This window comes from Streptomyces sp. NPDC093546 (assembly GCF_044765045.1).
Lineage (GTDB): Bacteria > Actinomycetota > Actinomycetes > Streptomycetales > Streptomycetaceae > Streptomyces.
The window spans coordinates 150,335-175,561 of record NZ_JBIWJG010000008.1 but is presented as its reverse complement, the minus strand read 5'-3'; the positions used below and the strand labels follow the sequence as shown (position 1 = coordinate 175,561).

The 25,227-nt window shown below is 71.0% G+C and carries 20 protein-coding genes; 8 read left to right on the top strand and 12 right to left on the bottom strand.

Translation table 11 applies throughout. From position 1 onward, the window contains the following. Positions 1 to 65: 65 nt before the first annotated feature. Positions 66 to 779: a hydrogen peroxide-dependent heme synthase gene (hemQ, locus tag ACIRNI_RS19790; protein ID WP_355364616.1), complete on the bottom strand. Its 714-nt coding sequence runs from the start codon at positions 777 to 779 to the stop codon at positions 66 to 68. A 4-nt stretch (positions 780 to 783) separates the two neighbouring features. Continuing rightward, on the bottom strand, positions 784 to 2,256 hold the full coding sequence (hemG, locus tag ACIRNI_RS19785) for a protoporphyrinogen oxidase (protein ID WP_403552676.1): 1,473 nt from the start codon (positions 2,254 to 2,256) through the stop codon (positions 784 to 786). A gap of 136 nt (positions 2,257 to 2,392) precedes the next feature. On the opposite strand from hemG, the gene ACIRNI_RS19780 reads away from it, so the two are divergent. Further along, a complete protein-coding gene (locus ACIRNI_RS19780; RefSeq protein ID WP_403552675.1) occupies positions 2,393 to 3,304 on the top strand; it encodes a DUF4349 domain-containing protein in 912 nt (303 codons plus the stop codon). 9 nt (positions 3,305 to 3,313) lie between these two features. Beyond that, positions 3,314 to 4,702, top strand: a complete 1,389-nt coding sequence (locus ACIRNI_RS19775; protein ID WP_403552674.1) for an FAD-dependent oxidoreductase — start codon at positions 3,314 to 3,316, stop codon at positions 4,700 to 4,702. A 7-nt stretch (positions 4,703 to 4,709) separates the two neighbouring features. Here ACIRNI_RS19775 and hemE read toward each other — a convergent pair whose 3' ends face one another. Continuing rightward, complete coding sequence (hemE, locus tag ACIRNI_RS19770) at positions 4,710 to 5,774, bottom strand: uroporphyrinogen decarboxylase (protein WP_355364628.1); 1,065 nt, start codon at positions 5,772 to 5,774, stop codon at positions 4,710 to 4,712. A gap of 91 nt (positions 5,775 to 5,865) precedes the next feature. On the opposite strand from hemE, the gene ACIRNI_RS19765 reads away from it, so the two are divergent. The 6 genes from ACIRNI_RS19765 to ACIRNI_RS19740 all read left to right on the top strand — a co-directional run bounded on the left by ACIRNI_RS19765 (position 5,866) and on the right by ACIRNI_RS19740 (position 12,915). Continuing rightward, positions 5,866 to 6,537 (top strand): DUF3000 domain-containing protein, encoded by a 672-nt coding sequence (locus ACIRNI_RS19765; RefSeq protein ID WP_403552673.1) that lies wholly within the window; start codon positions 5,866 to 5,868, stop codon positions 6,535 to 6,537. A 294-nt stretch (positions 6,538 to 6,831) separates the two neighbouring features. Next, complete coding sequence (locus tag ACIRNI_RS19760) at positions 6,832 to 7,491, top strand: response regulator transcription factor (protein WP_355364634.1); 660 nt, start codon at positions 6,832 to 6,834, stop codon at positions 7,489 to 7,491. 78 nt (positions 7,492 to 7,569) lie between these two features. After that, on the top strand, positions 7,570 to 8,865 hold the full coding sequence (locus ACIRNI_RS19755) for an HRDC domain-containing protein (protein WP_403552672.1): 1,296 nt from the start codon (positions 7,570 to 7,572) through the stop codon (positions 8,863 to 8,865). A 223-nt stretch (positions 8,866 to 9,088) separates the two neighbouring features. Further along, entirely contained in the window at positions 9,089 to 10,315 is a 1,227-nt protein-coding gene (locus tag ACIRNI_RS19750; RefSeq protein ID WP_403552671.1) for a thiolase family protein, read from the top strand. Further along, the gene (locus ACIRNI_RS19745) at positions 10,312 to 12,441 is read left to right on the top strand and encodes a 3-hydroxyacyl-CoA dehydrogenase NAD-binding domain-containing protein (protein WP_403552670.1); all 2,130 of its coding nucleotides are present in this window, start codon (positions 10,312 to 10,314) and stop codon (positions 12,439 to 12,441) included. Before ACIRNI_RS19750 ends, ACIRNI_RS19745 begins: the two co-directional genes overlap by 4 nt. 87 nt (positions 12,442 to 12,528) lie before the next feature. After that, complete coding sequence (locus tag ACIRNI_RS19740) at positions 12,529 to 12,915, top strand: NTP pyrophosphohydrolase (RefSeq protein WP_403552669.1); 387 nt, start codon at positions 12,529 to 12,531, stop codon at positions 12,913 to 12,915. A 6-nt stretch (positions 12,916 to 12,921) separates the two neighbouring features. Here ACIRNI_RS19740 and ACIRNI_RS19735 read toward each other — a convergent pair whose 3' ends face one another. The 9 genes from ACIRNI_RS19735 to ngcE all read right to left on the bottom strand — a co-directional run bounded on the left by ACIRNI_RS19735 (position 12,922) and on the right by ngcE (position 25,056). Then, on the bottom strand, positions 12,922 to 14,406 hold the full coding sequence (locus ACIRNI_RS19735; protein WP_403552668.1) for an amino acid permease: 1,485 nt from the start codon (positions 14,404 to 14,406) through the stop codon (positions 12,922 to 12,924). A 213-nt stretch (positions 14,407 to 14,619) separates the two neighbouring features. Then, positions 14,620 to 16,533 (bottom strand): 1-deoxy-D-xylulose-5-phosphate synthase, encoded by a 1,914-nt coding sequence (gene dxs / locus ACIRNI_RS19730; protein ID WP_403552667.1) that lies wholly within the window; start codon positions 16,531 to 16,533, stop codon positions 14,620 to 14,622. Between the two features lie 174 nt (positions 16,534 to 16,707). Continuing rightward, positions 16,708 to 17,991 carry a sugar ABC transporter permease gene (locus ACIRNI_RS19725; protein ID WP_403552666.1) on the bottom strand — a complete coding sequence of 428 codons (1,284 nt, stop codon included), beginning with the start codon at positions 17,989 to 17,991 and terminating at the stop codon, positions 16,708 to 16,710. Next, complete coding sequence (locus tag ACIRNI_RS19720; RefSeq protein ID WP_403552665.1) at positions 17,988 to 18,782, bottom strand: ATP-binding cassette domain-containing protein; 795 nt, start codon at positions 18,780 to 18,782, stop codon at positions 17,988 to 17,990. Before ACIRNI_RS19720 ends, ACIRNI_RS19725 begins: the two co-directional genes overlap by 4 nt. Before the next feature lie 203 nt (positions 18,783 to 18,985). Continuing rightward, positions 18,986 to 20,086, bottom strand: a complete 1,101-nt coding sequence (locus ACIRNI_RS19715; RefSeq protein WP_403552664.1) for a substrate-binding domain-containing protein — start codon at positions 20,084 to 20,086, stop codon at positions 18,986 to 18,988. Positions 20,087 to 20,208: 122 nt separating this feature from the next. Continuing rightward, the gene (locus ACIRNI_RS19710) at positions 20,209 to 21,408 is read right to left on the bottom strand and encodes an ROK family transcriptional regulator (RefSeq protein ID WP_355364660.1); all 1,200 of its coding nucleotides are present in this window, start codon (positions 21,406 to 21,408) and stop codon (positions 20,209 to 20,211) included. 229 nt (positions 21,409 to 21,637) lie between these two features. After that, on the bottom strand, positions 21,638 to 22,600 hold the full coding sequence (locus ACIRNI_RS19705) for a carbohydrate ABC transporter permease (protein ID WP_403552663.1): 963 nt from the start codon (positions 22,598 to 22,600) through the stop codon (positions 21,638 to 21,640). A 17-nt stretch (positions 22,601 to 22,617) separates the two neighbouring features. After that, positions 22,618 to 23,541 carry a carbohydrate ABC transporter permease gene (locus ACIRNI_RS19700; protein WP_403552662.1) on the bottom strand — a complete coding sequence of 308 codons (924 nt, stop codon included), beginning with the start codon at positions 23,539 to 23,541 and terminating at the stop codon, positions 22,618 to 22,620. A 60-nt stretch (positions 23,542 to 23,601) separates the two neighbouring features. Continuing rightward, a complete protein-coding gene (gene ngcE / locus ACIRNI_RS19695; protein WP_403552661.1) occupies positions 23,602 to 25,056 on the bottom strand; it encodes an N-acetylglucosamine/diacetylchitobiose ABC transporter substrate-binding protein in 1,455 nt (484 codons plus the stop codon). Positions 25,057 to 25,227 lie beyond the last annotated feature (171 nt).

Below are 25,227 nucleotides of genomic sequence, written 5' to 3'. Positions count from 1 at the left end.
GTGTCGCTGGAGCGTCGGGCGCGACCGCCCGCCGTCTGATCTTCCGGGTCTGTGGGGCGCGGGGCTTACGCCAGCCCCGCCACCAGGTCCGCCACCGACTTGCGGCGGCCGGTGTAGAACGGGACCTCCTCGCGGACGTGCATCCGCGCCTCGGAGCCGCGCAGGTGGCGCATCAGGTCGACGATGCGGTACAGCTCGTCGGCCTCGAAGGCCAGGATCCACTCGTAGTCGCCGAGCGAGAAGGAGGCGACGGTGTTGGCGCGCACGTCCGGGAAGCCGCGGGCCATCTTGCCGTGGTCGGCGAGCATGCGCCGCCGGTCCTCGTCGGGCAGCAGGTACCAGTCGTACGAGCGGACGAAGGGGTACACCGAGACGTAGTCGCGCGGCGTCTCGTCGGCGAGGAACGCCGGGATGTGCGAGCGGTTGAACTCGGCGGGGCGGTGCAGCGCCATGTTGGACCAGACCGGCTCCAGGGCGCGGCCCAGCCTGGTGCGGCGGAAGAGGTTGTACGCCTCCTGGAGCGCGTCCGAGGTCTCGGCGTGCCACCAGATCATCAGGTCGGCGTCGGCGCGCAGACCGGAGACGTCGTACGTGCCGCGCACGGTGACGTCCTTGGCGGCGAGCTGGTCGAACAGCTCCTGGACCTCGTCGGCGTAGCCGGCCCTGTTCTCGGGCAGCACATCGCGCAGCTTGAAGACGGACCACAGGGTGTAGCGGATGACCTCGTTGAGGTCCTTCGCCTTCTTACCGGCGTTCGGGATCTTTTCGGGCGCACTCATACGGCTATTCTCGCTCGTCACTCAGGGTGCCCTGCGCCAGGGTCGGCGTGGCGGGGGTCGCGGCGAGGATCTCGTCCGCCGCGCGGTGCGCGCTCGCGATGGTCGCGGGGATGCCGACGCCGTCGTACACGGCTCCGCAGACGCGCAGGGCGGGCAGCTTGGCGACGGCGTCGCGGATGCGCGCGACCCGGGCGAGGTGGCCGACGGGGTACTGCGGCAGGCCGCCGATCCAGCGGGTGACCTCGGTGGCGACGGGTTTCGCGGCCAGCCCGGTGGCGGCGGCGAGGTCGCTCAGCGAGGCGGCGACGAGGTCGGCGTCGTCGCGCTCCAGGTGCTCCTCCTCGCCGTAGCGGCCGACGGAGGTGCGCAGCACCACCAGGTCGCCGGCGCCCTCGTCGGTCCACTTCCACTTACGGGTGGAGAAGGTGGACGCCTTGATGGTGCGCCCGTCGACGGGCGGGACGAGGAAGCCGGAGCCGGCGGGCAGGGCGGCTTCCGCTTCGGTACGCCGGAAGGCGAGGGTGACCAGGGCCATCGACGCGTACTCGACGGTGGCGAGCTCGGCCGCGGCGGCCGGGGACTCGGCGGCGAGCAGCTCGGAGGCGGACCAGCCGGGGGTGGCGAGGACGACGGCGTCGGCGTCGAGGACGCGCCGGTCGGTGCGGACGCGCCAGCCCCCGCTCGCCGCGCGGGTCAGGGCGTGCACCGGGGTGTCGGTGAGAACCTCGCCGCCGTGGGCGGTGATCGCGGCGGCCACGGCGCCGGGGAGCGTGCCGATGCCGCCCGCGATGCCCATGAAGGCGGGGCCGGTCTGCTGCCCGGCGGCGCTCTGGACGGCGCGTACGGCCTCGGTGAGGGTGTGGTGGGCGCGCGCGGCCTCGAAGAGCTTCGGGACGGCGGCGCGCAGGGAGATGCGGTACGCGTCGCCCGCGTACACCCCGCCGAGGAGCGGTTCGACGAGCCGGTCGACGACCTCGCGGCCGAGGCGTTCGGCGACGTACGCGCCGACGGCGACGTCGTCGCCGAGCGCGTCGGGGTCGGCGGGCGGCAGGTCGCGCTCTCGCTCGATGCGGGCGAGGCCCTCGGGGGTCAGCAGCCCGGCGAGGGCGGCGGCGTCGCCGGGGACGCCCATGACGTGGCCCTTGGGCATGGGGCGCAGGGCGTCGCGGGTCCACACGGCGGCGGTGGCGGTGGCGGGCGGCTGGAGCCGGTCGCCGAGGCCGACGGCGCGGGCGAGGTCGATCGCCTCGGGGCGGCGGGCCAGCATCGACTCGGCGCCCAGGTCGACGGGGGCGCCCGCGATCTCGCCCGCGTGGAGCTTGCCGCCGAGCCGGCCGGTGGCCTCCAGCAGCGTCACGCGCCGGCCGGCGCGGGCCAGCCGGTGGGCGGCGGCGAGACCGGCGATGCCGCCGCCGATGACGACCACGTGGGAGCCGCCCGGGCCGCCGGAGCCACCGTGAAGTGTGTCCGCGTTCATGGTTCAACTATGTCAAACGCCGTTCCGAGTCCCGACCGTGACCGGTTCGTAAGCCGTTTCGTGCGCCGTGGAGGCAACCGGCGCAGGCGTCCCGTACGTCGAAGGGACACCACTCATCACGCAACCTGGGGGGACCTTGCGTACACGACGACACTCCGTCGCGGTCGCGGTGCTGATCTGCGCCTCGCTCGCGCTGGCCGGCTGCGGCGCCGGAGGCGAAGACAGTGGGAGCGCCGCGTCCAAGGGCGTGGCCCGCGACGAGGGGGGCCAGGGTTATACGGCCGAGAAGCCCGCGGAGTCCGGCGCCAAGGCCCCGCAGAAGCCGGACACCCGGCCGGCCGCGCAGCAGCAGCACGTCATCCGCACCGCCGAGCTGGTGGTGGAGGTCGCGGACGCGGGCAAGGCGCTGGCCAAGGCCCGTACCGCCGCGTCCGGGGCGGGCGGGCACGTGGCGAACGAGACGACCGAGCGCGTCGACGACGACCACGTGACCTCCCGGATCGTGCTGCGCGTGCCGCAGGCCGCGTACGACTCCGTCCTCGTGGAGCTGGCGGGCGGCGGGAAGCTGCTGTCCCGCAAGGCCGAGGCCAAGGACGTCACCGAGCAGGTGGTCGACGTGGAGAGCCGGATCGCCACGCAGCGGGCGAGCGTCGCGCGGGTGCGCGCGCTCATGGACGAGGCGACCGAGCTGGAGGACGTCGTCACGCTGGAGAGCGAGTTGAGCCGCCGTCAGGCGGACCTGGAGTCGCTGCTGTCCCAGCAGGCGTCGCTGAAGGACCGGACGACCATGGCCACGATCACGCTGGAGCTCACCGAGCGCCAGGCCCCGGCGCGGGAGAAGGACGACGGCGGCCCCGGTTTCCTGGACGCGCTGAGCGGGGGATGGAACGCGCTGGTGACGGCCCTGACGTGGGCGGTGATCGTGCTGGCGGCGGTGGCGCCGTGGCTCGCGCTGCTGCTGGTGGCGTACGCGGCATGGCGGTGGCTGGTGCGGCCGAGGCTGCGGAAGCCGCCGAAGCGCGAGGAGCCGGACACCTCGGCGTCGTAGCGTGTCCGCATGGGACGACGCGAGCGACTGGTCATCATCGGCGGCGACGCGGCGGGCATGTCCGCCGCGTCGCAGGCCCGCAGGCTCAAGGACCCGGACGAGCTGGAGATCGTCGCCTTCGAACGCGGCCACTTCACCTCGTACTCGGCGTGCGGCATTCCGTACTGGGTCGGCGGCGACGTCGACGACCGCGACCGGCTCATCGCGCGCGGTCCCGAGGAGCACCGGGCGCGCGGCATCGACGTGCGGCTGCGCCGCGAGGTGACCGAGCTGGACGCCGACGGCGGGCGCGTACGGGTGCGGGACCTGGAGTCGGGCACCGAGGCGTGGGAGGCGTACGACAAGCTGGTGATCGCGACCGGCGCCCGCCCGGTGCGGCCCCCGCTGCCGGGTGTCGACGCTCCGGGCGTGCACGGCGTGCAGACCCTCGACGACGGGCAGGCGCTGCTGGACACGCTGACGGCGCTGAACGGCACGCCGGGTCGGCGGGCCGTCGTGGTCGGCGCCGGGTACATCGGCGTGGAGATGGCGGAGGCGCTCCTCAACCGGGGCTACGAGGTGACGGTGCTCAACCGGGGCGAGCAGCCGATGTCGACGCTCGACCCCGACATGGGGCGGCTGGTGCACGAGGCGATGGACGGCCTCGGCATCACCACGGTCGGCGGCGCGGAGGTCACGAAGATCCTCACCGGCGACGACGGGAGGGTCCGGGCGGTGGCGACCGAGGACGCCGAGTACCCGGCGGACGTCGTCGTGCTCGGCATGGGCGTGGAGCCGGAGACCGCCCTCGCGCGGGCGGCGGGGCTGCCGCTCGGCGCGTACGGCGGGCTGCTGACCGACCTGTCGATGCGGGTGCGCGGCCGGGGGAACATCTGGGCGGGCGGCGACTGCGTGGAGGTGCTGGACCTGGTCTCCGGCCGCGAGCGGCACATCGCGCTCGGCACCCACGCCAACAAGCACGGCCAGGTCATCGGGGCGAACGTGGCGGGCGGCTACGGCACGTTCCCGGGTGTCGTCGGTACGGCGGTGAGCAAGGTGTGCTCGCTGGAGATCGCCCGCACGGGCCTGCGCGAGCGGGACGCGGAGGCGGTGGGGCTGCGGTTCGTCACGGTGACGGTCGAGTCGACGAGCCGCGCCGGGTACTACCCCGGCGCGGCCCCGATGACGGTGAAGATGCTCGCCGAGCGCCGCACGGGCCGGCTCCTGGGCGTCCAGATCGTCGGCCGCGAGGGCGCCGCGAAGCGCGTGGACATCGCGGCGGTGGCGCTGACCGCCCGCATGACGGTGGAGCAGGTCGCCGCCCTGGACCTGGGGTACGCCCCGCCGTTCTCGCCGGTGTGGGACCCGGTCCAGGTCGCCGCCCGCAAGGCCGTGGCGGCAGTGCGGGCGGCGGGTTAGCCGTTACTCAGCGCGCGGTCTGCGTGTGGACGTAGTCGACCAGGCGCGTCAGGGCGTCCGGGTCGGTGGTGGGCAGGACGCCGTGGCCGAGGTTGAAGACGTGTCCCTCCAGGCCGGCGGCGGCGTCCAGCACCTCGCGGGTCTTCGCCTCGACCGCCTCGGGGGTGGAGAAGAGGACCGCCGGGTCGAGGTTGCCCTGGAGCGCCTTGCCGGGGCCGACGCGGCGGGCCGCCTCGTCCAGCGGGACGCGCCAGTCGACGCCGACGACGTCGGCGCCCGCCTCGCCCATGAGGCCGAGGAGCTCGCCGGTGCCGACGCCGAAGTGGATGCGCGGCACGCCGTACGACGCGACGGCGTCGAAGACCTTGGTGGAGGCGGGCATGACCGAGCGGCGGTAGTCGGCGGGGGCGAGGGCGCCGACCCAGGAGTCGAAGAGCTGGACGGCGGAGGCGCCGGCCTCGATCTGGACCTTGAGGAAGGCGGCGGTGATGTCGGCGAGCCGGTCCAGCAGGTCGGCCCACAGCTCGGGGTCGCCGTACATGAGCGCCTTGGTGTGCTCGTGGTTGCGCGACGGGCCGCCCTCGACGAGGTAGCTCGCGAGGGTGAAGGGCGCGCCCGCGAAGCCGATCAGCGGGGTGGCGCCGAGCTCGCCGGTGAGCATCGAGATGGCCTCGGTGACGTACGCGACGTCGTCCGGGGTGAGGTCGCGCAGCCGGGCGAGGTCCTCGCGGCGGCGGATCGGTTCTGCGACGACCGGGCCGACGCCGGGCTTGATGTCGAGGTCGATGCCGATGGCCTTGAGGGGGACGACGATGTCGCTGAAGTAGATCGCGGCGTCGACCTTGTGGCGGCGGACCGGCTGGAGGGTGATCTCGGTGACGAGCTCGGGCCGCATGCAGGACTCGAGCATCGGGATGCCCTCGCGCACCTTCAGGTACTCGGGCAGCGAGCGACCCGCCTGGCGCATGAACCACACCGGCGTGTGCGGCACGGGTTCGCGCCTGCACGCCTTGAGGAAGGCGGAATCGTAGGTCTGCGGCTGCTGGCCCGAGGGGCTGTCGATGGCACTCACGCCCAGAATCTTCGCACGCGCGCGCAAGCCGCTTCGCCGGTGAGGGTGTCCCTCCCTGCGCGAAGGGCTCCTTCCGCCTACTCTTCCCCGCATGGCTGCGGCTCAGGGACAGTTCTCCGATCACCCCGCTCACTCCGAGGGCCCCGAGGGCGTGCCGCCCGCCTTCGCGCTGGCGGTCGACGCCCTGCGCACGGCGCGCGTCCGGCCGGAGGTCGAGGCCGAGCCGACGCGCCCGCCGCAGCGGCTGGCCCCGTACGCGTACGCCCTGGAGGCGGCGGTCGTCGAGGGCGAGGAGGACCTGGCGGACGGGCGGCTGGTGCTGCTGCACGACCCTGCGGGGCACGACGCCTGGCAGGGCACCTTCCGGCTGGTGACGCTGGTGCGCGCCGAGCTGGAGCCGGAGATGGCCGCCGATCCGCTGCTGCCGGAGGTGTGCTGGTCGTGGCTGACGGGTGCGCTGGAGGCGCGGGGGCTGGCGTACGGGGAGCCGAGCGGCACCGTCACCCGTGCGGGGTCTCACTACTTCGGTGGACTCGCGGAGCGCCGCCCGGCGACGCAGATCGAGATCCGCGCGTCCTGGACGCCGCGCGAGGGGCGGGGCGGCGCGCCGGACGCGGCGGGGCACCTGGCGGCCTGGTGCGACCTGCTGTGCCAGATCGCGGGGCTGCCGCCGTCGGTTCCGGGACCGCTGGACGGCGGCGCGGGCTCGCAGTCGGCGGGTGTGGTGTCGCTGCCGCAGCGGCGTGGTCCGCAGCACCCGTAGCCGTCCGGGGCGTCCGCAGCCGTACCTGAGGGCCCTCGTGGGCGCCGTACGATCCGACGGCCGCGTGCCGGTCCGGCGGCGCCGGAGTGCGGGGGCGCGTGTGCCCGATCGCAGGGGGGCGCTCGTAGGATGATCGATCGCCCGTCCGAATTGCCCCAATTGTTACTCACCAAATCGTGATCTTCCCCTAAAGGCGGACGGGTGGGCTGCCGAAGAGGTCTGTGACCCTTCAAACACGGTTCGCCCCGGCTTTTCCCCGAGCCGGCTGTGTCCCGCACCTTCCCAGGAGGCCTGGTGTCCGTTCTCCTCGAGCAGCCCGCAAGCCTGGTCGCCTACCGCCCGAACAAGCCGACGGCCATGGTCGTCGTGGCCGACCCGCGCGTCCGCTCCACCGTGACCCGTCATTTGTGGGCACTCGGCGTGCGAGACGTCATCGAGGCGTCGTCCATCGCGGAGGCCCGCCCCCGTATCGGCAACCCGCGTGACATCTGCGTTGCCGACGTCCACCTGCCCGACGGTTCCGGGCTGACCCTGCTGTCCGAGACCCGCGCCGCCGGCTGGCCCAACGGCCTGGCCCTCTCGGCGGCGGACGACATCGGCGCCGTGCGCAACGCCCTCGCAGGCGGCGTCAAGGGCTATGTCGTCACCGGTACGCGCACCAACATCGGCCACCCCACCCGACCCGGCGCCGCCCCCATCGGCGCCGCCGCCCGGATGCACCGCCGTCCCCCCGGCGCCCCGAGCCATCCGGGCGGCTACCGCGAGCTCTCCGGCCGTGAGGTCGAGGTGCTCCGCCTCGTGGCGGAGGGGCAGTCCAACAAGGCCATCGGCGTCTCGATGGGCCTGTCCGCACTGACCGTCAAGAGTCACCTCGCCCGCATCGCCCGCAAGCTCGGCACCGGCGACCGGGCCGGGATGGTCGCCGTGGCACTTCGTACGGGAATCATCCACTGACCGGTTCGCACCACATCCACGCCCGTCGACGGAACGTTCCGTCGGCGGGCGCTTGCCGTTCACAGATACCCTTGACAGGTGACCGACGCCCAAGAGACCGCAGCCGAGACCGTACTGCGCACCACCGGGGGCGGCCCTCCGGTCGACGGCGTCGCGGACGGCGCAGTCGACGGGACGCCGATCCCCTTGCTGGTGCCCCGTGAAGGGGTGCCGCCCGTGGTGGCCGACGAGCATGCCCTCGCGCAGGTGATCGCCGCCTTCGCCGAGGGCACCGGGCCCGTGGCCGTGGACGCGGAGCGCGCCTCCGGCTACCGCTACGGGCAGCGCGCCTATCTGGTGCAGCTGCGCCGCGAGGGCGCGGGCACCGCGCTGATCGACCCGGTCGGCTGCCCGGACCTGTCCGCGCTGGGCGAGACGCTCGCCGACGCCGAGTGGATCCTGCACGCCGCCACGCAGGACCTGCCGTGCCTGCGCGAAATAGGCATGGTCCCGACCCGGCTCTTCGACACGGAGCTGGCCGGGCGGCTCGCGGGCTTCCCGCGCGTCGGCCTCGGCGCGATGGTCGAGTCGGTGCTGGGCTACGCCCTGGAGAAGGGGCACTCGGCGGTGGACTGGTCCACCCGCCCGCTGCCCGACCCCTGGCTCCGGTACGCCGCGCTGGACGTCGAGCTCCTCGTCGACCTGCGTGACGCACTGGAGAAGGAGCTGGACCGGCAGGGCAAGCTGGACTGGGCGCACCAGGAGTTCCACGCGATCGCCTCGGCCCCGCCGCCCCCGCCGCGCAAGGACCCCTGGCGGCGTACGTCCGGGATGCACAAGGTGCGCCGGCGCCGCCAGATGGCGGTCGTACGGGAGCTGTGGACGGCCCGCGACCGGATCGCCCAGCGGCGTGACGTGTCGCCGGGCAAGGTGCTCAGCGACGCCGCGATCGTGGAGGCCGCCCTCGCCCTGCCGCCGAACGTGCAGGCGCTCACGGCGCTGAGCGGCTTCGGCCACCGCATGGGCCGCCGCCAGCTGGAGCAGTGGCAGGCGGCCGTCGACCGGGCCAAGGCCCTGCCGGACGCCGAGCTCCCGCAGCCCGGCCAGCCGGTGACGGGTCCGCCTCCCCCGCGCGCCTGGGCGGAGAAGGACCCCGCGGCCGCGGCCCGCCTCTCGGCCGCCCGCGCGGCGGTCTCGGCGCTCGCGGAGGAGCTGAACCTGCCCCCGGAGAACCTGATCACCCCGGACACGGTCCGCCGCGTCTGCTGGGAGCCGCCGCAGGAGCCCACCCCGGAGGCGGTCGCGGACGCGCTCGCCGCGTACGGCGCGCGGGCCTGGCAGATCGAACAGGTGACGCCGGTCCTGGTCGCGGCGCTGTCGGGCGCCAAGGCGTAGGAACAGCGAGAACAGCGAGAACAGCGGAAAACAGCGGAAAAGGGTGCCCCCTCCGGCGGAGGGGGCACCCTTTCGTTGTGACCACGCAGTGTGACGTTCACCGCTCCGGGCGGGGGGACTGTGCAGCCTGGTTACTCGTAAGTAGCATGGGGCCTGCAAGCGCACGCTTAGCCGCGTGCCCGCAGCAGTGCAGTGCCACCCCGCACCCTGGAGGAGAGCCATCGTGCCTCGTACCGTCAGGGACGTCGTCTTCGTCGACGGCGTCCGCACCCCGTTCGGCAAGGCGGGCCCGAAGGGCATCTACCACGAGACCCGTGCCGACGATCTCGTCGTGAAGGCGATCCGGGAGCTGCTGCGCCGCAACCCGGACCTCGACCCCGCGAAGATCGACGAGGTCGCCATCGCCGCGACCACCCAGATCGGTGACCAGGGCCTGACCATCGGCCGCACGGCCGGCATCCTGGCGGGTCTGCCGCAGTCGGTGCCCGGCTACTCCATCGACCGCATGTGCGCGGGCGCCCTGACCGCCGTGACCGCGGTCGCGGGCAGCGTGGCCTTCGGCGCGTACGACGTCGCCATCGCCGGCGGCGTCGAGCACATGGGCCGCCACCCGATGGGCGAGGGCGTCGACCCGAACCCGCGGTTCGTCAGCGAGAAGCTGGTCGACGAGTCGGCCCTCTTCATGGGCATGACCGCGGAGAACCTGCACGACCGGTACCCGCACATCACCAAGCTGCGCGCCGACGAGTACGCCGTGCGCTCGCAGGAGAAGGCCGCCAAGGCGTACGCCAACGGCAAGATCCAGGCCGACCTGGTGCCGATCTCCGTGCGCCGCACCAACGCCGAGGCCGGCGAGACCGGCTGGGGCCTGGTCACCGCCGACGAGCCGATGCGCCCGGGCACCACGCTGGAGAACCTGGCCGGCCTGAAGACGCCGTTCCGTACGCACGGCCGCGTCACCGCCGGTAACGCCGCGGGGCTCAACGACGGCGCCACCGCGTCGATCATCGCGTCCGAGGACTTCGCCCGCGAGAACGGCCTGCCGGTCAAGATGCGCCTCGTCTCGTACGCCTTCGCCGGCGTCGAGCCCGAGGTCATGGGCTACGGCCCGATCCCGGCCACCGAGAAGGCGCTGGCCAAGGCCGGTCTGACCATCGGTGACATCGGCCTGTTCGAGATCAACGAGGCCTTCGCCGTCCAGGTCCTGGCCTTCCTCGACCACTACGGCATCGCCGACGACGACGCCCGCGTCAACCAGTACGGCGGCGCCATCGCGTTCGGCCACCCGCTCGCCTCCTCCGGCGTACGCCTGATGACGCAGCTGGCGCGGCAGTTCGAGGAGCAGCCGGAGGTCCGTTACGGCCTCACCACCATGTGCGTCGGCTTCGGCATGGGCGCCACGGTCATCTGGGAGAACCCGAACCACAAGGACGCCGGAGGCGACAAGTGAGCACCACCGCTGAGCTCCTGAAGGGTGCGGCCGAGCTGTTCCCGGACGAGGTCGTCACGCAGGCGCACGTACGCCACTTCGACCTGCCGTTCGGCGCGGGCAAGTTCGCCCTGATCACGCTGGACAACGGCTTCGACCACACCAAGCCGACCACCTTCGGCCCGCAGTCGCTCGCCAACCTGAACACGGCGATCGACCAGGTCGAGAAGGAGGCGTCCGAGGGCGCCATCGTCGGTGTCGGCATCACCGGCAAGCCCTTCATCTTCGCCGTCGGCGCCGACCTCAAGGGCGTCGAGCTGCTGAAGCGCCACGAGGACGCGCTCGCCATCGGCAAGGGCGGCCACGACGTCTTCAAGCGGCTGTCCGGCCTGGCCGTGCCGACGTTCGCGTACTACAACGGCGCGGCGATGGGCGGCGGTGTCGAGGTCGGTCTGCACTGCACCTACCGGACCGTGTCGAAGGCCGTCCCGGCCTTCTCGCTGCCCGAGGTCTTCCTGGGCCTGGTCCCGGGCTGGGGCGGCTGCACCATCCTGCCGAACCTGATCGGCGCGGACCGCGCGGTCTCGGTCATCATCGAGAACTCGCTCAACCAGAACAAGCAGCTCAAGGGCGCGCAGGTCTACGAGCTCGGCATCGCCGACGCGATCTTCGAGGGCGCCGACTTCCTGGAGCAGTCCCTGCTGTGGACGGCCTCCGTCCTCAAGGGCGAGATCGTCGTCGAGCGCGCGGACGTCGACCGCGGCGAGGGCTGGGACCAGGCCGTCGCCCGCGGCCGGTTCATCGCCGACTCCAAGGTGCACGGCGCGGCCCCGGCCGCGTACCGCGCCCTGGACATCATCGAGGCGGCCAAGGACGGCGACCTCCAGAAGGGCTTCGACGCCGAGGACACGGCGCTGGCCGACCTCATCATGGGCGGCGAGCTGCGCTCCGGCATCTACGCCTTCAACCTGGTGCAGAAGCGCGCCAAGCGCCCGGCCGGCGCGCCGGACAAGAGCCTGGCCCGCCCGGTCACCAAGGTCGGCGTCGTCGGCGCCGGTCTGATGGCCTCGCAGCTGGCCCTGCTCTTCCTGCGCCGCCTGGAGGTGCCGGTCGTGCTGACCGACATCGACCAGGAGCGCGTCGACAAGGGTGTGGGCTACGTCCACGGCGAGATCGACAAGCTGCTCGGCAAGGGCCGCATCAACCAGGACAAGGCCAACCGCCTCAAGGGCCTGGTCTCGGGCGTCCTGGACAAGGCCGAGGGCTTCGCGGACGCGGACTTCATCATCGAGGCCGTGTTCGAGGAGATGTCCGTCAAGCAGAAGGTGTTCGCGGAGGTCGAGGCGGTCGCCCCGGCGCACGCGATCCTCGCCACCAACACCTCCTCGCTCTCCGTCTCGGAGATGGCGTCGAAGCTCCAGCACCCGGAGCGCGTCGTCGGCTTCCACTTCTTCAACCCGGTCGCGATCCTCCCGCTGCTGGAGATCGTGCGCGGCGAGCAGACGGACGACGCGTCGCTGGCCACCGCCTTCGGCGTCGCGAAGAAGCTGAAGAAGACGGCCGTGCTGACGAAGGACGCCCCGGCGTTCGTCGTCAACCGCATCCTGACCCGCTTCATGGGCGAGATCCAGAACGTCATCGACGAGGGCACCCCGGTCGCCACCGCCGAGAAGGCGATCGAGCCGCTCGGTCTGCCGATGTCCCCGCTGGTGCTGCTGGAGCTGGTCGGCCCGGCGATCGGTCTGCACGTCTCGGAGACGCTCAACGGCGCCTTCCCGGACCGCTTCAAGGTCTCCCCGAACCTCAAGGCGGTCGTCGAGGCCGGCAAGCGCGGCTTCTACGTCTACGACTCCGGCAAGCCGGAGCTGGACCCCGAGGTCGCCGCGCTCCTCAAGCAGGGCGATGTCGTCCTGACCGAGGAGCAGGTCCGCGCCCGCGTCCTGGACGCGGTGGCGCAGGAGATCGGCCTGATGCTGGAGGAGGGTGTCGTCGCCGAGGCGCAGGACATCGACCTGTGCCTGATCACCGGCGCCGGCTGGCCCTTCCACCTGGGCGGCATCACGCCGTACCTGGACCGTGAGGGCGTCTCGGAGCGCGTCAACGGCAAGCGGTTCCTGCCGCAGGGCGTGGCGAGCGTCCCGGCGTAACCCCGGCGTACGCACATGACCTGCCCCGGTACCGCGGAAGCGGTACCGGGGCAGTGTGTTGTCGGCGGCGGGTGGGAGGCTGAAGCCATGAGCGTCTTGGTGGTGGTCGACGCGGCCAATGTGGTCGGGTCCGTCCCGGACGGCTGGTGGCGCGACCGGCGCGGCGCCGCCGAGCGGCTGCGGGACCGGCTCGTGGCGTACGCGGCGGAGGGAATGGCCGGGCGCCCGGGGCCGGTCGAGGTCGTGCTGGTCGTGGAGGGCCGGGCCCGCGGCGTGGAGTCCGTACCGGGGGTGCGGGTGGAGTCGGCGCCCGGCAGCGGGGACGACCTGATCGCCGAGCTGGCGCGCGAGGCCCGGGACGCGGCCGGCCGGCCGTGCCTGGTGGTCACGGCCGACCGGGAGCTGCGGCGGCGGGTGGAGGAGTACGGCGCAGAATGCGTGGGGCCGCGGACGGTGCACGGCCCGCCCTCCTGAGGGGGCTTACGTGTCGCGGGTGCCCAGCGGGACCCGGCGGCCGCCGAGCCGGCTGTGGGAGCGACCGTAGAGGAAGTACACGACGATGCCGACCGCCATCCAGACCGCGAACCGGAACCACGTCTCGCCCGGCAGGTTGAGCATCAGCCACACCGACGCGGCCACCGACAGGATCGGGACGAGGGGGACCAGCGGCGTGCGGAACGCGCGGTGCAGGTCGGGGCGGGTGCGGCGCAGGATGATCACGCCGAGCGCGACGATGACGAAGGCGAAGAGCGTGCCGATGTTCACCAGGGTCGCCAGCTCGTTGATGCTGGTGAAACCGGCGATGATCGCGATGAGGACGCCGAGGAGGATGGTCGGGCGGTACGGGGTGCGGAACTTGGGGTGCGTGACGGAGAAGAAGCGCGGCAGCAGTCCGTCGCGGCTCATCGCGAAGAACACCCGGGTCTGGCCGAGGAGCAGGATCAGGCACACGGTGGTGAGGCCGACGGCGGCGCCGAAGCTGATCACACCGGCGTAGAAGGGGTGGCCGGTCGCCTTGAAGGCGTCGGCCAGCGGGGCGCTCACGGACAGCTGGCTGTAGTGCTGCATGCCGGTCACGACGAGCGAGACGGCGACGTACAGCACGGTGCAGATGAGCAGCGAGCCGAGGATGCCGCGCGGCATGTCGCGCTGCGGGAGCTTGGTCTCCTCGGCGGCGGTGGCCACCACGTCGAAGCCGATGAAGGCGAAGAAGACGACGGACGCGGCGGTGAAGATGCCCATGACGCCGAAGTTCGTCGGTTCGTAGCCGAAGATCGTCTGGACGAGCGGCGCGTCCCAGCCGGAGGAGGCGGGCGGGGTCACCGCGTCGGGGATGAACGGCGAGTAGTTGTCGCCGACGATGAAGAACAGGCCCGCGATGATCACGATCATGACCACGGTCACCTTGATGGCCACGACGAGGGCCGTGATGTTGGCGGACAGCTTCATGCCGAGGACGAGGATCACGGTCAGGACCAGGACCAGCAGGAAGGCGAGGAGGTCGAAGGTGCCGCCCGCCACATCGGGCCCTTGCAGCGCGGCGGGCAGGTGCCAGTCCACGTTGTCCATCAGCGAGCGGACGTAGCCGGACCAGCCGACGGCGACCACGGCCGTGCCGAGGGCGAACTCGAGGACCAGGTCCCAGCCGATGATCCACGCGGGCAGTTCGCCGAGGGAGGCGTACGCGAAGGTGTACGCCGATCCGGCCACGGGGACCGTGGAGGCGAACTCGGCGTAGCAGAGGGCGGCGAGGGCGCAGACGATGCCCGCCGTGACGAACGCCAGCGCGGTGGCGGGTCCGGCGGTCTCCTTGGCCACCTTGCCGGTGAGGACGAAGATGCCGGTGCCGATGATGACACCCACGCCGAAGACGGTCAGGTCCCAGGCGGAGAGGGACTTCTTGAGCGCGTGCTCCGGCTCCTCGGTGTCCCGGATCGACTGCTCGACGCTTTTCGTCCGGAACATCCCGGTATCGCGTGACTGCTGGCCTGTGCTCACCGGCGTACCTCCGTACCCATCGGCCCCTAAGGCCATGATCGGGAGGGGTACGGGGCGGCGCCCGCCGTGAGGGGCCGTTTCACACCAATGGACCGGCCGGAGACCCCTCGGGTACTCCGACCGGTCCAACGCGGGACGCGGTGGCCGTGCGGCCGCCCAGACCGCGCGGCAGCGGCGGTGTCAGTCGCGCGCGGCCTGGATCTCGGCCTCGTCGTAACGGCCGTCCAGCGTGGAGACCAGGCCGGTGACCTGGCGGGCGATGTCCGGCGCCGTCAGGCCGATCTCGGCCAGGATCTCCGCGCGCGAGGCGTGGTCCAGGAAGCGCGGCGGGATGCCGAAGTCGCGCAGCGGTACGTCGACGCCCGCGTCGCGCAGCGCCTGGGCGACCGCGCAGCCGACGCCGCCGACCCGACCGTTGTCCTCGACGGTGACGACGACGCGGTGCCGGGCTGCGAGCGGCGCCATGGCCTCGTCGACCGGCTTGACCCAGCGGGGGTCGACCACGGTCGTGGAGATGCCCTGCCGGTCGAGCAGACCCGCGATCTCCAGGCACATCGGCGCCAGCGCGCCGACCGACACCAGCAGCACGTCCGGGGTGTCGGTGCCGGCCTCGCGCAGCACGTCCATGCCGCCGACGCGGCCCACGGCCTGCACGGCCGGGCCGACCGCGCCCTTGGAGTAGCGCACGACGGTCGCCGCGTCCTTGACCTCGACGGCCTCGCGCAGCTGGGCGCGGACCTGGTCGGCGTCGCGCGGGGCGGCGATCCTCAGGCCCGGGACGACCTGGAGGATCGACATGTCCCACATGCCGTTGTGGGAGGCGCCGTCGGTGCCGGTGACGCCGGCCCGGTCGAGGACGAAGGTCACGCCGCAGTTGTGCAGGGCGACGTCCATCAGGACCTGGTCGAAGGCGCGGTTGAGGAAGGTCGCGTACACGGCGACGACCGGGTGGAGGCCGCCGGTGGCGAGGCCGGCCGCGGAGACGGCGGCGTGCTGCTCGGCGATGCCGACGTCGTACACCCGGTCCGGGAAGGCCTTGGCGAACTTGTCGAGGCCGACCGGCTGGAGCATGGCGGCGGTGATGGCGACGATGTCCTCGCGCTCGTGGCCGAGCTTGACCATCTCGTCGGCGAAGACGCCGGTCCAGTCGGCTCCGGAGGAGGAGATCGGCAGGCCGGTGTCCGGGTGGATCTTGCCGACGGCGTGGAAGCGGTCGGCCTCGTCCGCCAGGGCGGGCTGGTAGCCGCGGCCCTTCTCGGTGAGGCAGTGCACGATGACCGGGCCGCCGAACCGCTTGGCGCGGGAGAGGGCGGACTCCAGCGCCTCGATGTCGTGGCCGTCGATGGGGCCGACGTACTTCAGGCCGAGGTCCTCGAACATGCCCTGCGGGGCGATGAAGTCCTTCAGGCCCTTCTTGGCGCCGTGCAGCGTCTCGTACAGCGGCTTGCCCACGACCGGCGTGCGGTCGAGGATCTCCTTCGTGCGGGCGAGGAAGCGCTCGTAGCCGTCCGTGGTGCGCAGCGTGGCGAGGTGGTTGGCGAGGCCGCCGATGGTCGGTGCGTAGGAGCGCTCGTTGTCGTTGACGACGATGACGAGCGGGCGGTCCTTGGCCTCGGCGATGTTGTTCAGGGCCTCCCAGGCCATGCCGCCGGTGAGCGCGCCGTCGCCGATGACGGCGACGACGTGGTCGTCCTTCTTCAGCACCTCGTTCGCCTTGGCGAGGCCGTCGGCCCAGCCGAGGACCGTGGAGGCGTGGCTGTTCTCGATGACGTCGTGCTCGGACTCGGCCCGGGCCGGGTAGCCGGACAGGCCGCCCTTCATCTTCAGCCGCGAGAAGTCCTGCCGCCCGGTGAGCAGCTTGTGGACGTAGGACTGGTGGCCGGTGTCCCACAGGATCTTGTCCTTGGGGGACTCGAAGACCCGGTGCAGGGCGATGGTCAGCTCGACCACACCGAGGTTGGGACCGAGGTGACCGCCTGTCTTGGACACGGCGTCCACGAGGAAGGACCGGATCTCCGCGGCCAGCTGCTCCAGCTGCTCCGGGGAGAGCCGGTCGAGATCGCGCGGGCCCGTGATACGGGTCAGCAGAGCCACCCGTGCCTCCTTGCGTGTTGAGCTGGTCGAGCTGACGATTTTGTCGAGTCTAATGTTCCGCTCCGGATCATCATCATCGGGCGGGCCCCCCTAGGTCATCACATTGGCGCAGACGCAGCGGTGCCCGGCACCGGTTCAGCGGTGCCGGGCACTGCGGTGTATCTCACCCGCAGGCTACGCGCGGCCCGCGGTCTTCTGCGTGCGGCGGGAGACCGAGTCGATCACGACGGCGGCGAGGAGCACCGCGCCGGTGATCATGTACTGGATCTCGGAGGCCATGCCGAGCATGTTCAGGCCCTGCTGGATCGCCTGGATGACGATCATGCCGAGGAGCGCGGACCAGACCTTGCCGCGGCCGCCGAAGAGGCTGGTGCCGCCGATGACGGCCGCCGCGATGACGAGCATCAGCGTGTTGCCGCCGCCGAGGCTCTTGGTGGCGCCGCCGGAGAGGCTCGCCACGAAGAGGCCGCCGAAGGCGGCGAGCAGGCCGGAGAGGCCGAAGACGGTGATCCGGACCCGGTCGACGTTGATGCCGGCGCGGCGCGCGGCCTCGGCGTTGCCGCCGACCGCGAAGACCTGACGGCCGAAGGTGGTGCGGCGGGCGACGAAGTCGGCGACGACCAGGACGACCAGGAACAGCACCAGGGCGAGCGGCAGGCCGCGGGCGCCGGCGGGCTCGTTGAGCACGTACGCGACGACGAAGCACAGGACCGCGACGACGGCCGTGCGCAGGACGACCTCGCTGGTGGGGCGGGCGAGCAGGCCGGCGGCCCTGCGGCGCTGCCGGTCCAGGAGGAGCGAGGCGGCGTAGGCGAGGACGGCGACCAGGGCGAGGCCGTACGCGGCGGCCTTGTCCTCGAAGTAGTAGCCGGTCAGGTGCTCGACGACGGAGCCGCTCGGCGCGTTGATGGAGCCTTCCTTGCCCATCAGCCAGATCTGCAGGCCGCTCCAGCCGAGGAAGCCGGCGAGGGTGACGACGAAGGCCGGGACGCCGATTTTGGCGAAGAAGAAGCCGTGCAGCAGGCCGAGCGCGAGGCCGCACAGGACGGCGATGCCGACGGAGAGCCAGTCGTTCATGCCGTTGCTCACGTTGAGCACGGCCCACACGGCGGCGCCGACGCCCGCGACCGAGCCGACCGACAGGTCGATCTCGCCCAGGATCAGGACGAAGACGATGCCGACGGCCATGATGCCGAGGCCGGAGGTGTAGACCGCGATGTTGGCGACGGAGCTCGCGGAGAGGAAGTTGGCGTTCTGCGACTGGAAGACGATCGCGATGACGATCAGGCCGATGAAGACCGGGAGGGAGCCCAGCTCACCGCCGCGCACCTTGCGGGTGAACTCGGTCCAGTAGCCCTTGAGGCCCTCTTCGCGGACGAGCAGCCGCGGGTCGACGGCGGGGACGGGGGCGGCGGACTCCGCGTTCTCGCTTGCGGGGGTCTTGGTGAGGTCGCTCACTTCGCGTCCCCCTTCGTGGCCGTACGCGCCTGGCGGCGGGTCACGGCGTTGTCCGTGGCGCCGGTGATGGCGGCGATGATCTCTTCGTGCGTGGTGTCCTTGACGTTGAAGACACCGTTGTTGCGGCCCAGGCGCAGGACGGCGACCTTGTCGGCGACGGCGCGGACGTCGGCCATGTTGTGGCTGATGAGGATGACGCCGTGGCCGCGCTCGCGCAGCCGCTCGACGAGGTCGAGGACCTGGGCGGTCTGCTCGACACCGAGAGCGGCGGTCGGCTCGTCCAGGATGACGATCTTGGGGTCGCCGATCAGGGCGCGGGCGATGGCCACGACCTGGCGCTGGCCGCCGGAGAGGGCGGCGACGGGGATGCGGACGCTGGGGATGCGGATGGACAGGGTGTCCAGCAGTTCCTTGGCGCGCTTCTCCATCGCGATCTCGTCGAGGACGGAGCCGCGGCGCAGCTCGTTGCCGAGGAAGAGGTTGGCGACGACGTCGAGGTTGTCGCAGAGCGCCAGGTCCTGGTAGACGGTGGCGACTCCGAGGTCGGAGGCCTCGTTCGGCTTGGTGATGCGGACCGGCCGGCCCTCCCACTCGATGGCGCCTTCATCGATGGGGTGGACGCCCGAGATCGTCTTGACGAGCGTCGACTTTCCGGCGCCGTTGTCGCCCACCAGGGCGACCACTTCACCGGCGTGGATCTCCAGGTCTACGTCGGTGAGCGCCTGGACGGCGCCGAACCGCTTGGAGACTCCGCGCAACGCCAGCACTGGCGTAGCGAACACGTGAATCATCTCCTTCGCCGCCTGTCCGGCGGGGATGGTGGTGCTTGGAGCAAGGAGGTTGCGAGGGGTGCGAGAGCGGGTCCGGCGCCCGCCCGTGGTGCTTGCGGGGCATGGACGGGGCGGGGCGCCGGACCGGCGTGGGGAGGCCGCGTGTCGTGCGCGGCCTTCGCGCGTGGGGGGTGAGGTGCTTCGCGTGTGGGGGGTGCCGGCGGCTACTTGATGCCGGCCGCCTCGCAGGCCGCCTTGTACTCGGCGGTGCAGATGTCCGCGGCGGTGTAGACCTTGTCGGCGAGGATCGTGGAGGCGATGTTCTCCTTGGTGACGATCTCGGCGTCGTACAGCTTGGCCGGGATGTCCTTGAACTCGCCGGTCAGGCTGGTGACCTTGGCGCTCACCAGGTCGTCGATCTTGTCGCCCTTGAGCAGGCGGACCGCGATCGCGGCGGTGGTCTCGGCCTCCGGCTTGATCTGCTTGTAGATCGTGAAGGCCTGGTCGCCCTTCAGGATGCGCTGCAGACCGGCGAGCTCGGCGTCCTGGCCGCCGACCGGGACCTTGATGCCCTGCTTGCCGAGCGCGGTGATGATGCCGCCGGCCATGCCGTCGTTGGCGGAGTAGACGCCCTGGAAGCCCTTCTCGCCCAGGGAGTCGATGGCGGCGCCCATCTTCTTGTTGGCCTCGTCCGGCGACCAGTCCGGGATGTCCTGCTCGTAGACGACCTTCTTGACCTGCTTGTCGAGGACGCTGTGGGCGCCCTTCTTGAAGAGCGGGGCGTTCGGGTCGGTCGGCGAGCCGTTGATCATGACGACGTTGGCGTCCTTGGCCTGGGCGCCGAGCGCCTTGACCAGGGCCTCGCCCTGGAGGCGGCCGATCTTCTCGTTGTCGTAGCTGACGTAGGCGGAGATCGGGCCCTCGGCGAGGCGGTCGTACGCGACGACCTTGACGCCCTGCTTCTCCGCGCCCGTCACCCAGGACTTGGTGGCCTTGTAGTCGACCGCGTCCAGGATGATCACCTTGACGCCCTGCGTGACGAGCGCGTCGAACTGCTTCTTCTGCGTCTCGGTGTCCTGCGCGGCGTTGTTGTACTTGACCGTGCAGTCGCCGCACAGCTGCTTGATCTTCGCCTCGATGATCGGGCGGTCGAACGTCTCGTAACGGGTCGTCTTGTTCTCCGGCAGCAGCAGACCGATGGTCTTGCCGTCGCCGCCGCTTCCACCCGCGGCGTCACCGTCGCCGGCCTTGCCACAGGCGGCGAGGGTCGCGGCCATGGACACCGCGGCGGTGCCTATGACAAGGCGTCGCGTCATTGCGTTCATGTGGGGTTGCCTCCCTGACGAGGCCGCGACGTTGCGGCCGAGGTGGCTGGAAGTCAACTCGGCCGACACGCCGTCGTCAAGGAGTAAATTGACAACGAGATGACAACGGTGCCATTCGTTATCTAAGTGAACGCAGGCGCGGACCCGGGCAACGCGCTCTGCAGAAGGGTCGAATCACCCATCTCACTCAGTACGAGGGCGAGGGCGCCGAGCACCTCCGCACGGCCCCCCAGGGCTCCCGGCGCGACCGACAAGTGCCGCGCGGCGCTGGGGATCGCGTACCGCGAGACCGACTCCCGGATGGGTCCGAGGACCAGCTCGCCGGCCTCCGCGAGGTCGCCGCCCAGCACCACACGGCTGGGGTTGAGCAGGTTGCAGAGGTTGGCGACACCGCTGCCGATGTGGCGCCCGACGTCCCCGATGACCCGGCGGCAGCCGGGGTCGCCCTCGCGCGCCAGCTGCACGACCCGCTCCATGGTGAGGTCGGCGCCGTGGCTGGGCTGGAGCAGCGGCAGGACGTAGCGCGCGGCGGTGAAGGTCTCCAGGCAGCCGCGGTTGCCGCAGCGGCAGACCGGGCCCGACTCGTCGAGCGTGATGTGGCCGATCTCGCCGGCGGTGCCGCCGGGGCCCCGGTAGATCTGACCGTCGATCACCAGTCCCGCGCCCACACCGCTCGCGACCTTGATGTACGCGAGGTCCTTGACCCCGCGGCCGCCGCCCCAGACGAGCTCGCCGAGGGCGCCGAGGTTGGCGTCGTTGTCGACGTACACCGGGACGCCGAGGCGGCCGGAGAGCTCCTGGCTGGGGTTGATGCCGGTCCAGCCCGGCAGGATCGACGTGGAGCCGAGGGTTCCGGAGGAGACGTCGATGGGGCCCGGGACGCCGAGGCCGACGCCGATCACCTTGTCCTGGCCGATGCCGGTCGCCGCGATCAGCCGCTTGACCAGCCGTTCCGCCCGGTCGAAGCCCTCGGCCGAGGAGGCGTCGACGTCCAGCGGCTCGGACTCCTCGGCGAGCACCTGGTGGGCGAGGTTGCCGACGGCGACCCGCAGGTGGGTGTGGCCGAAGTCGACGCCGATGACAATGCCGGCGTCCCCGCTGAGCGAGACGCTGCGGGCCCGGCGGCCGCCCGCCGAGGTGGGGGTGACCTCGACGGTGCCGCCTTCCTTGAGCTCCCGGACGATGTTGGAGACCGTGGCGGCGGAGAGGCCGGTGGTCCTGGCGATCTCCGCCTGGGTCAGCGACCCGGCCATGCGGACGGCGCGTACCACGCGCTCGAGATTGGCCCGATGCAGAGATGTCTGCGACCCCGGAGTCTCCATCGACTCTCTCACTCCTGCCGTTTTCTCCAACATGTGAACTCTAAGCTGAGCCTTTTGGGTTGCTCCCCGTCAAGACCTTGAGCGTTCAGGGCCTCGGATGAGCGAATGAGATACGGAGAAAGCGGGCGGAAAGCCTCACGCGACGCGAAAACCGCCCGTCGGCAGCGGGTGCGCTGCGGACGGGCGGTTGGGTGTTCAGGCCACTGCTTCAGGCCGCTCCTTCGGGCCGCTACTTCAGCGCACCCGCCGTGAGGCCGGACTGGACCTGCCTCTGGAAGATCGAGTAGACGGCGAGCACGGGCAGCATCGCGATCATCATGCCGGCCATCAGGGCGCCCCAGTCGTTCTCGTACCCCTGCTGGAGCGCGATCATCGCCAGGCCCTGAGTGAGGACGTACTTGTCCTCCTGCTGGTTGAGCACCATCGGCAGCAGGTACTGGTTCCACTGCCCCAGGAAGTTGAAGATCCCGATGCTGATCAGGCCCGGCTTCGCCATCGGCAGCATGACCTGGAAGAAGGTCCGGGTGTGCGAGGCCCCGTCGATCATCGCCGCCTCCGCCACCGAGGCCGGCAGCGTACGGAAGAACGCCGTCATGAAGAAGACGGTGAAGGGCAGCGAATAGGCGATGTAGACCAGGATCAGCCCGTGGTACGTGGCCAGCAGCGAGCTGCCCGGGAAGTCCCGCAGGACGAAGAAGAGCGGGATGACCAGCATGAAGACCGGGAAGGACATGCCGGCCACGAAGAGGTAGTAGAGGAACCGGTTGCCGGGGAAGGTGAAGCGGGCCAGGACGTACGCCGCCATCGAGCCGAGCACCATCGTGCCGACGACCGAGCCGCCCACCACGATCGCGGTGTTGACGAAGTACTGGCCCATGTTCGCGTCGTCCCACGCGTTGGACCAGTTCTCCCAGTGCAGCACGGTCGGCAGGCCCCACGGGTCGGTGAGGATGCCGTTGCTGTCCTTGAAGGCGCTCCACAGCACCCACAGCAGCGGCACGCCGACCATCAGGGCCCACACGACGAGGATGCCGTGCGAGAAGACGTTCAGTACGCCGCCCTCGGCAGCGCGGCCGGACCGGCCGCCGGTGCGGCCGGACGCCGGGCCGGGCCGCCGGGTGGTTTCGGCGGGCGTCGGCGACCCCTGCTTGGTCACCGCTGCCGGCTCGTCCTGGATCTCGTCGGTCGTCATCCGGCGTACCCCTCCCCCTAGTACTCGATCCGCTCACGGCGCGCGAAGCGCATCGTGAGCACGGCGAACGTCATGGTGACGATGAGCATGGCGACGCCCATGGCGGAGGCGTAGCCGAACTGGCTGTCGCGGAAGGCCGTCAGGTACAGCCTCAGCGGCATGACGTCCGTGGCACCGTCCGGGCCCCCCATGTTCACCGACATGATCTGGACGAGCGCGAAGGCGTCCAGGGCGATGATGCCCATGTACACCCAGCCCGTCTGGACGGTGTCCCACAGCAGCGGGAGGGTGATCCTGAAGAAGGTGTGGAAACGGCCGGCCCCGTCGAGCAGCGCCGCCTCGTAGATGTCACGGGGAATGGAGGCCATGGCGGCGGAGAACAGCACCACGTAGAAACCGACGTGGCTCCACACCATGACCGCGCTGATGCACCACAGGGCGAGGCTCTTCTCCCCCAGCCAGGAGTTCTGCAGCGCGTCCAGGCCGACGGCGCCGAGGAGGGAGTTGAGCATGCCGTCGTCCGGGTCGGGGTTGTAGATGTTGAACCAGATGACCGCGACGATGGTGACCGAGATGACCTGCGGGAAGAAGAAGACGAACTTGTAGAAGCGGGACCCGGCGACCCCGGCGACGACCTCGTTCTTCCGGCGGCGGCCGCCCACGTTGAGCATGAAGGCGAAGAACAGCCCGAGAGCGAGCGTGACGACCGGGACCAGGGCCAGCATGTAGACGTTGTGGCGCAGGGCGTTCCAGAAGTCGTCGTTTGCCCAGAGCTTCTGGAAATTGCCGAGTCCGACGAACTTCGCGGAGCCGACGAGTCCGGACCAGTCCGTCATCGAGATCTGGAAGGCCTGGACGAAGGGCGAGATCACGAAGACGCCGTAAATGAGCAGAGGCAGGGCCAGGAAGCCCACGATGAATCGGTATTTGCCGTGTTGCATGGTGCTCCCCGGCCCTTCCCCTCTTGCGGTCCTCTTGCGGTCGAATCGGCTGCCGAAGCGTCAGGTGGTGCGCTTGAACTTGGTCACGGAGTCGTCCTTCGCGACCCGGTCGCACTCCTGCTGGGTCTTCTTGATCCATTCGGCTGCTTTCAGCTCGCCCGTGAGCAGCTGACCGGTCAGGCCGCCGATCTTCTCGTCGGTGAGCGCGGGGTACCATTCCTGGAGCTGAAGGCTGATCAGGTTCTCGCCCGCCTCCTTGAAGACCTTGCTGGCGGAGGCGAGACCGGGCGAGAGGGTCATGCCCTCGGTGGCGTCCATGACGCAGGTCAGCGACTTCACCTTCGTGGCGAAGTTCTGGGCGTGCTTCTTGGACAGCATGATGCGCAGCAGCTCCATGCCGCCCGCCGGGTTCTTGCCCTTGCTCGCGACGATGTACGGCTCGCTGGGCTCGCCGCGCAGGGTGCCGTGCGGCATCTTGTCGCCGGTGCCGTCGAAGAGGGCGCCGACCGCCATGCCGAAGTCCTTCGGCGTGGTGGGAGCGGCTTCATTCTCGACCCAGGAGCCGTTGGGGATGAAGACGGCCTTGCCCCGGTTCCAGGCGGTCTGGGACTGGATGTGGGTGAGGCCCTGGCTGCCTTCGAGGAAGTACTTCTTGGCGGCGAGCTCCTCGTAGTGCTCGACGACCTCCTTGACCGCGTCGTTCGAGGTCCAGGCGTTGGGCTCCAGGTTGTCGATCGCGATCCACTTCTCCATGCCGCCGATCTTGGCGATCTGGGCGAAGAGGTTGAAGTGGACGTAGTACGGATACTTCCCGGCGTACGTCCAGGGGGCGATGCCCGCCTTCTTGATCTCTCCGCAGAGGCCGACCATCTCGGAGAGGGTCTTCGGGTACGTCCAGCCGCGGTCGGCCAGGAGCTTCTCGGAGTACCAGGTGCCGTAGATGGTGAAGGCGTAGTACAGCACGTCGACCTTGTCGCCGTGCTTGCCCTTCTCCAGGGTGCTGGGGTGGAGGGTGTCGCGGACCTTCTTGGCCGGGTCGTCCAGCGAGGGCGCGTCCAGCAGCGGGGCCAGGTCCTGGAGCTGGCCCTGGGTGGACAGCTTGTTCATGTCGAGGTGGTCGGCGCCGGAGTTGTCGATGACGTCCGGCGGGTTGCCGCCCGCGAAGCGCGGGGTGAGCTTGGGCCCGACCTGCTGGGTGCCGGTGTGCTTGACCTCGGCGCCGTAGGCCGCCTTGTAGTCGGCCTCCGCGTCCTTGGCGTACTGGTCGCCCAGGCCGCCCTTGAAGATGAACGCCTCCAGCGGGGCGCCCTGGGCGACGCCGAGCGGGTTCTTGGCGGACTTCTCGCCGGCGGGCGCCTTCGTCTCCTTCTCGCTGCCGCCCCCGCCGCCACCGGTGGCGCAGGCGGACAGGAAGCTCATCGTCGGCACGCTGATCAGCCCGAGTGCGGCGGACCGCTTGATCAGCTCGCGGCGGCCGGGGCCCTCGTGGTCGTAGCGGGCGGAGGTGGATCCCATGCTCAAGTCCTCGCCTTCTCCAGGACTCAGGCGGTGTACCGGTCGCCCCGAACCGCTCTCGCCTCAGGCGAAGGGCCCCGCCACCGCGCGGTCTTGTGCAGGTGGGTCGGTGTTACAGTGCTGGGTTGCCGACAGGTATAGTCCACTTCTCGTCGACTGAGCAAGATCGAA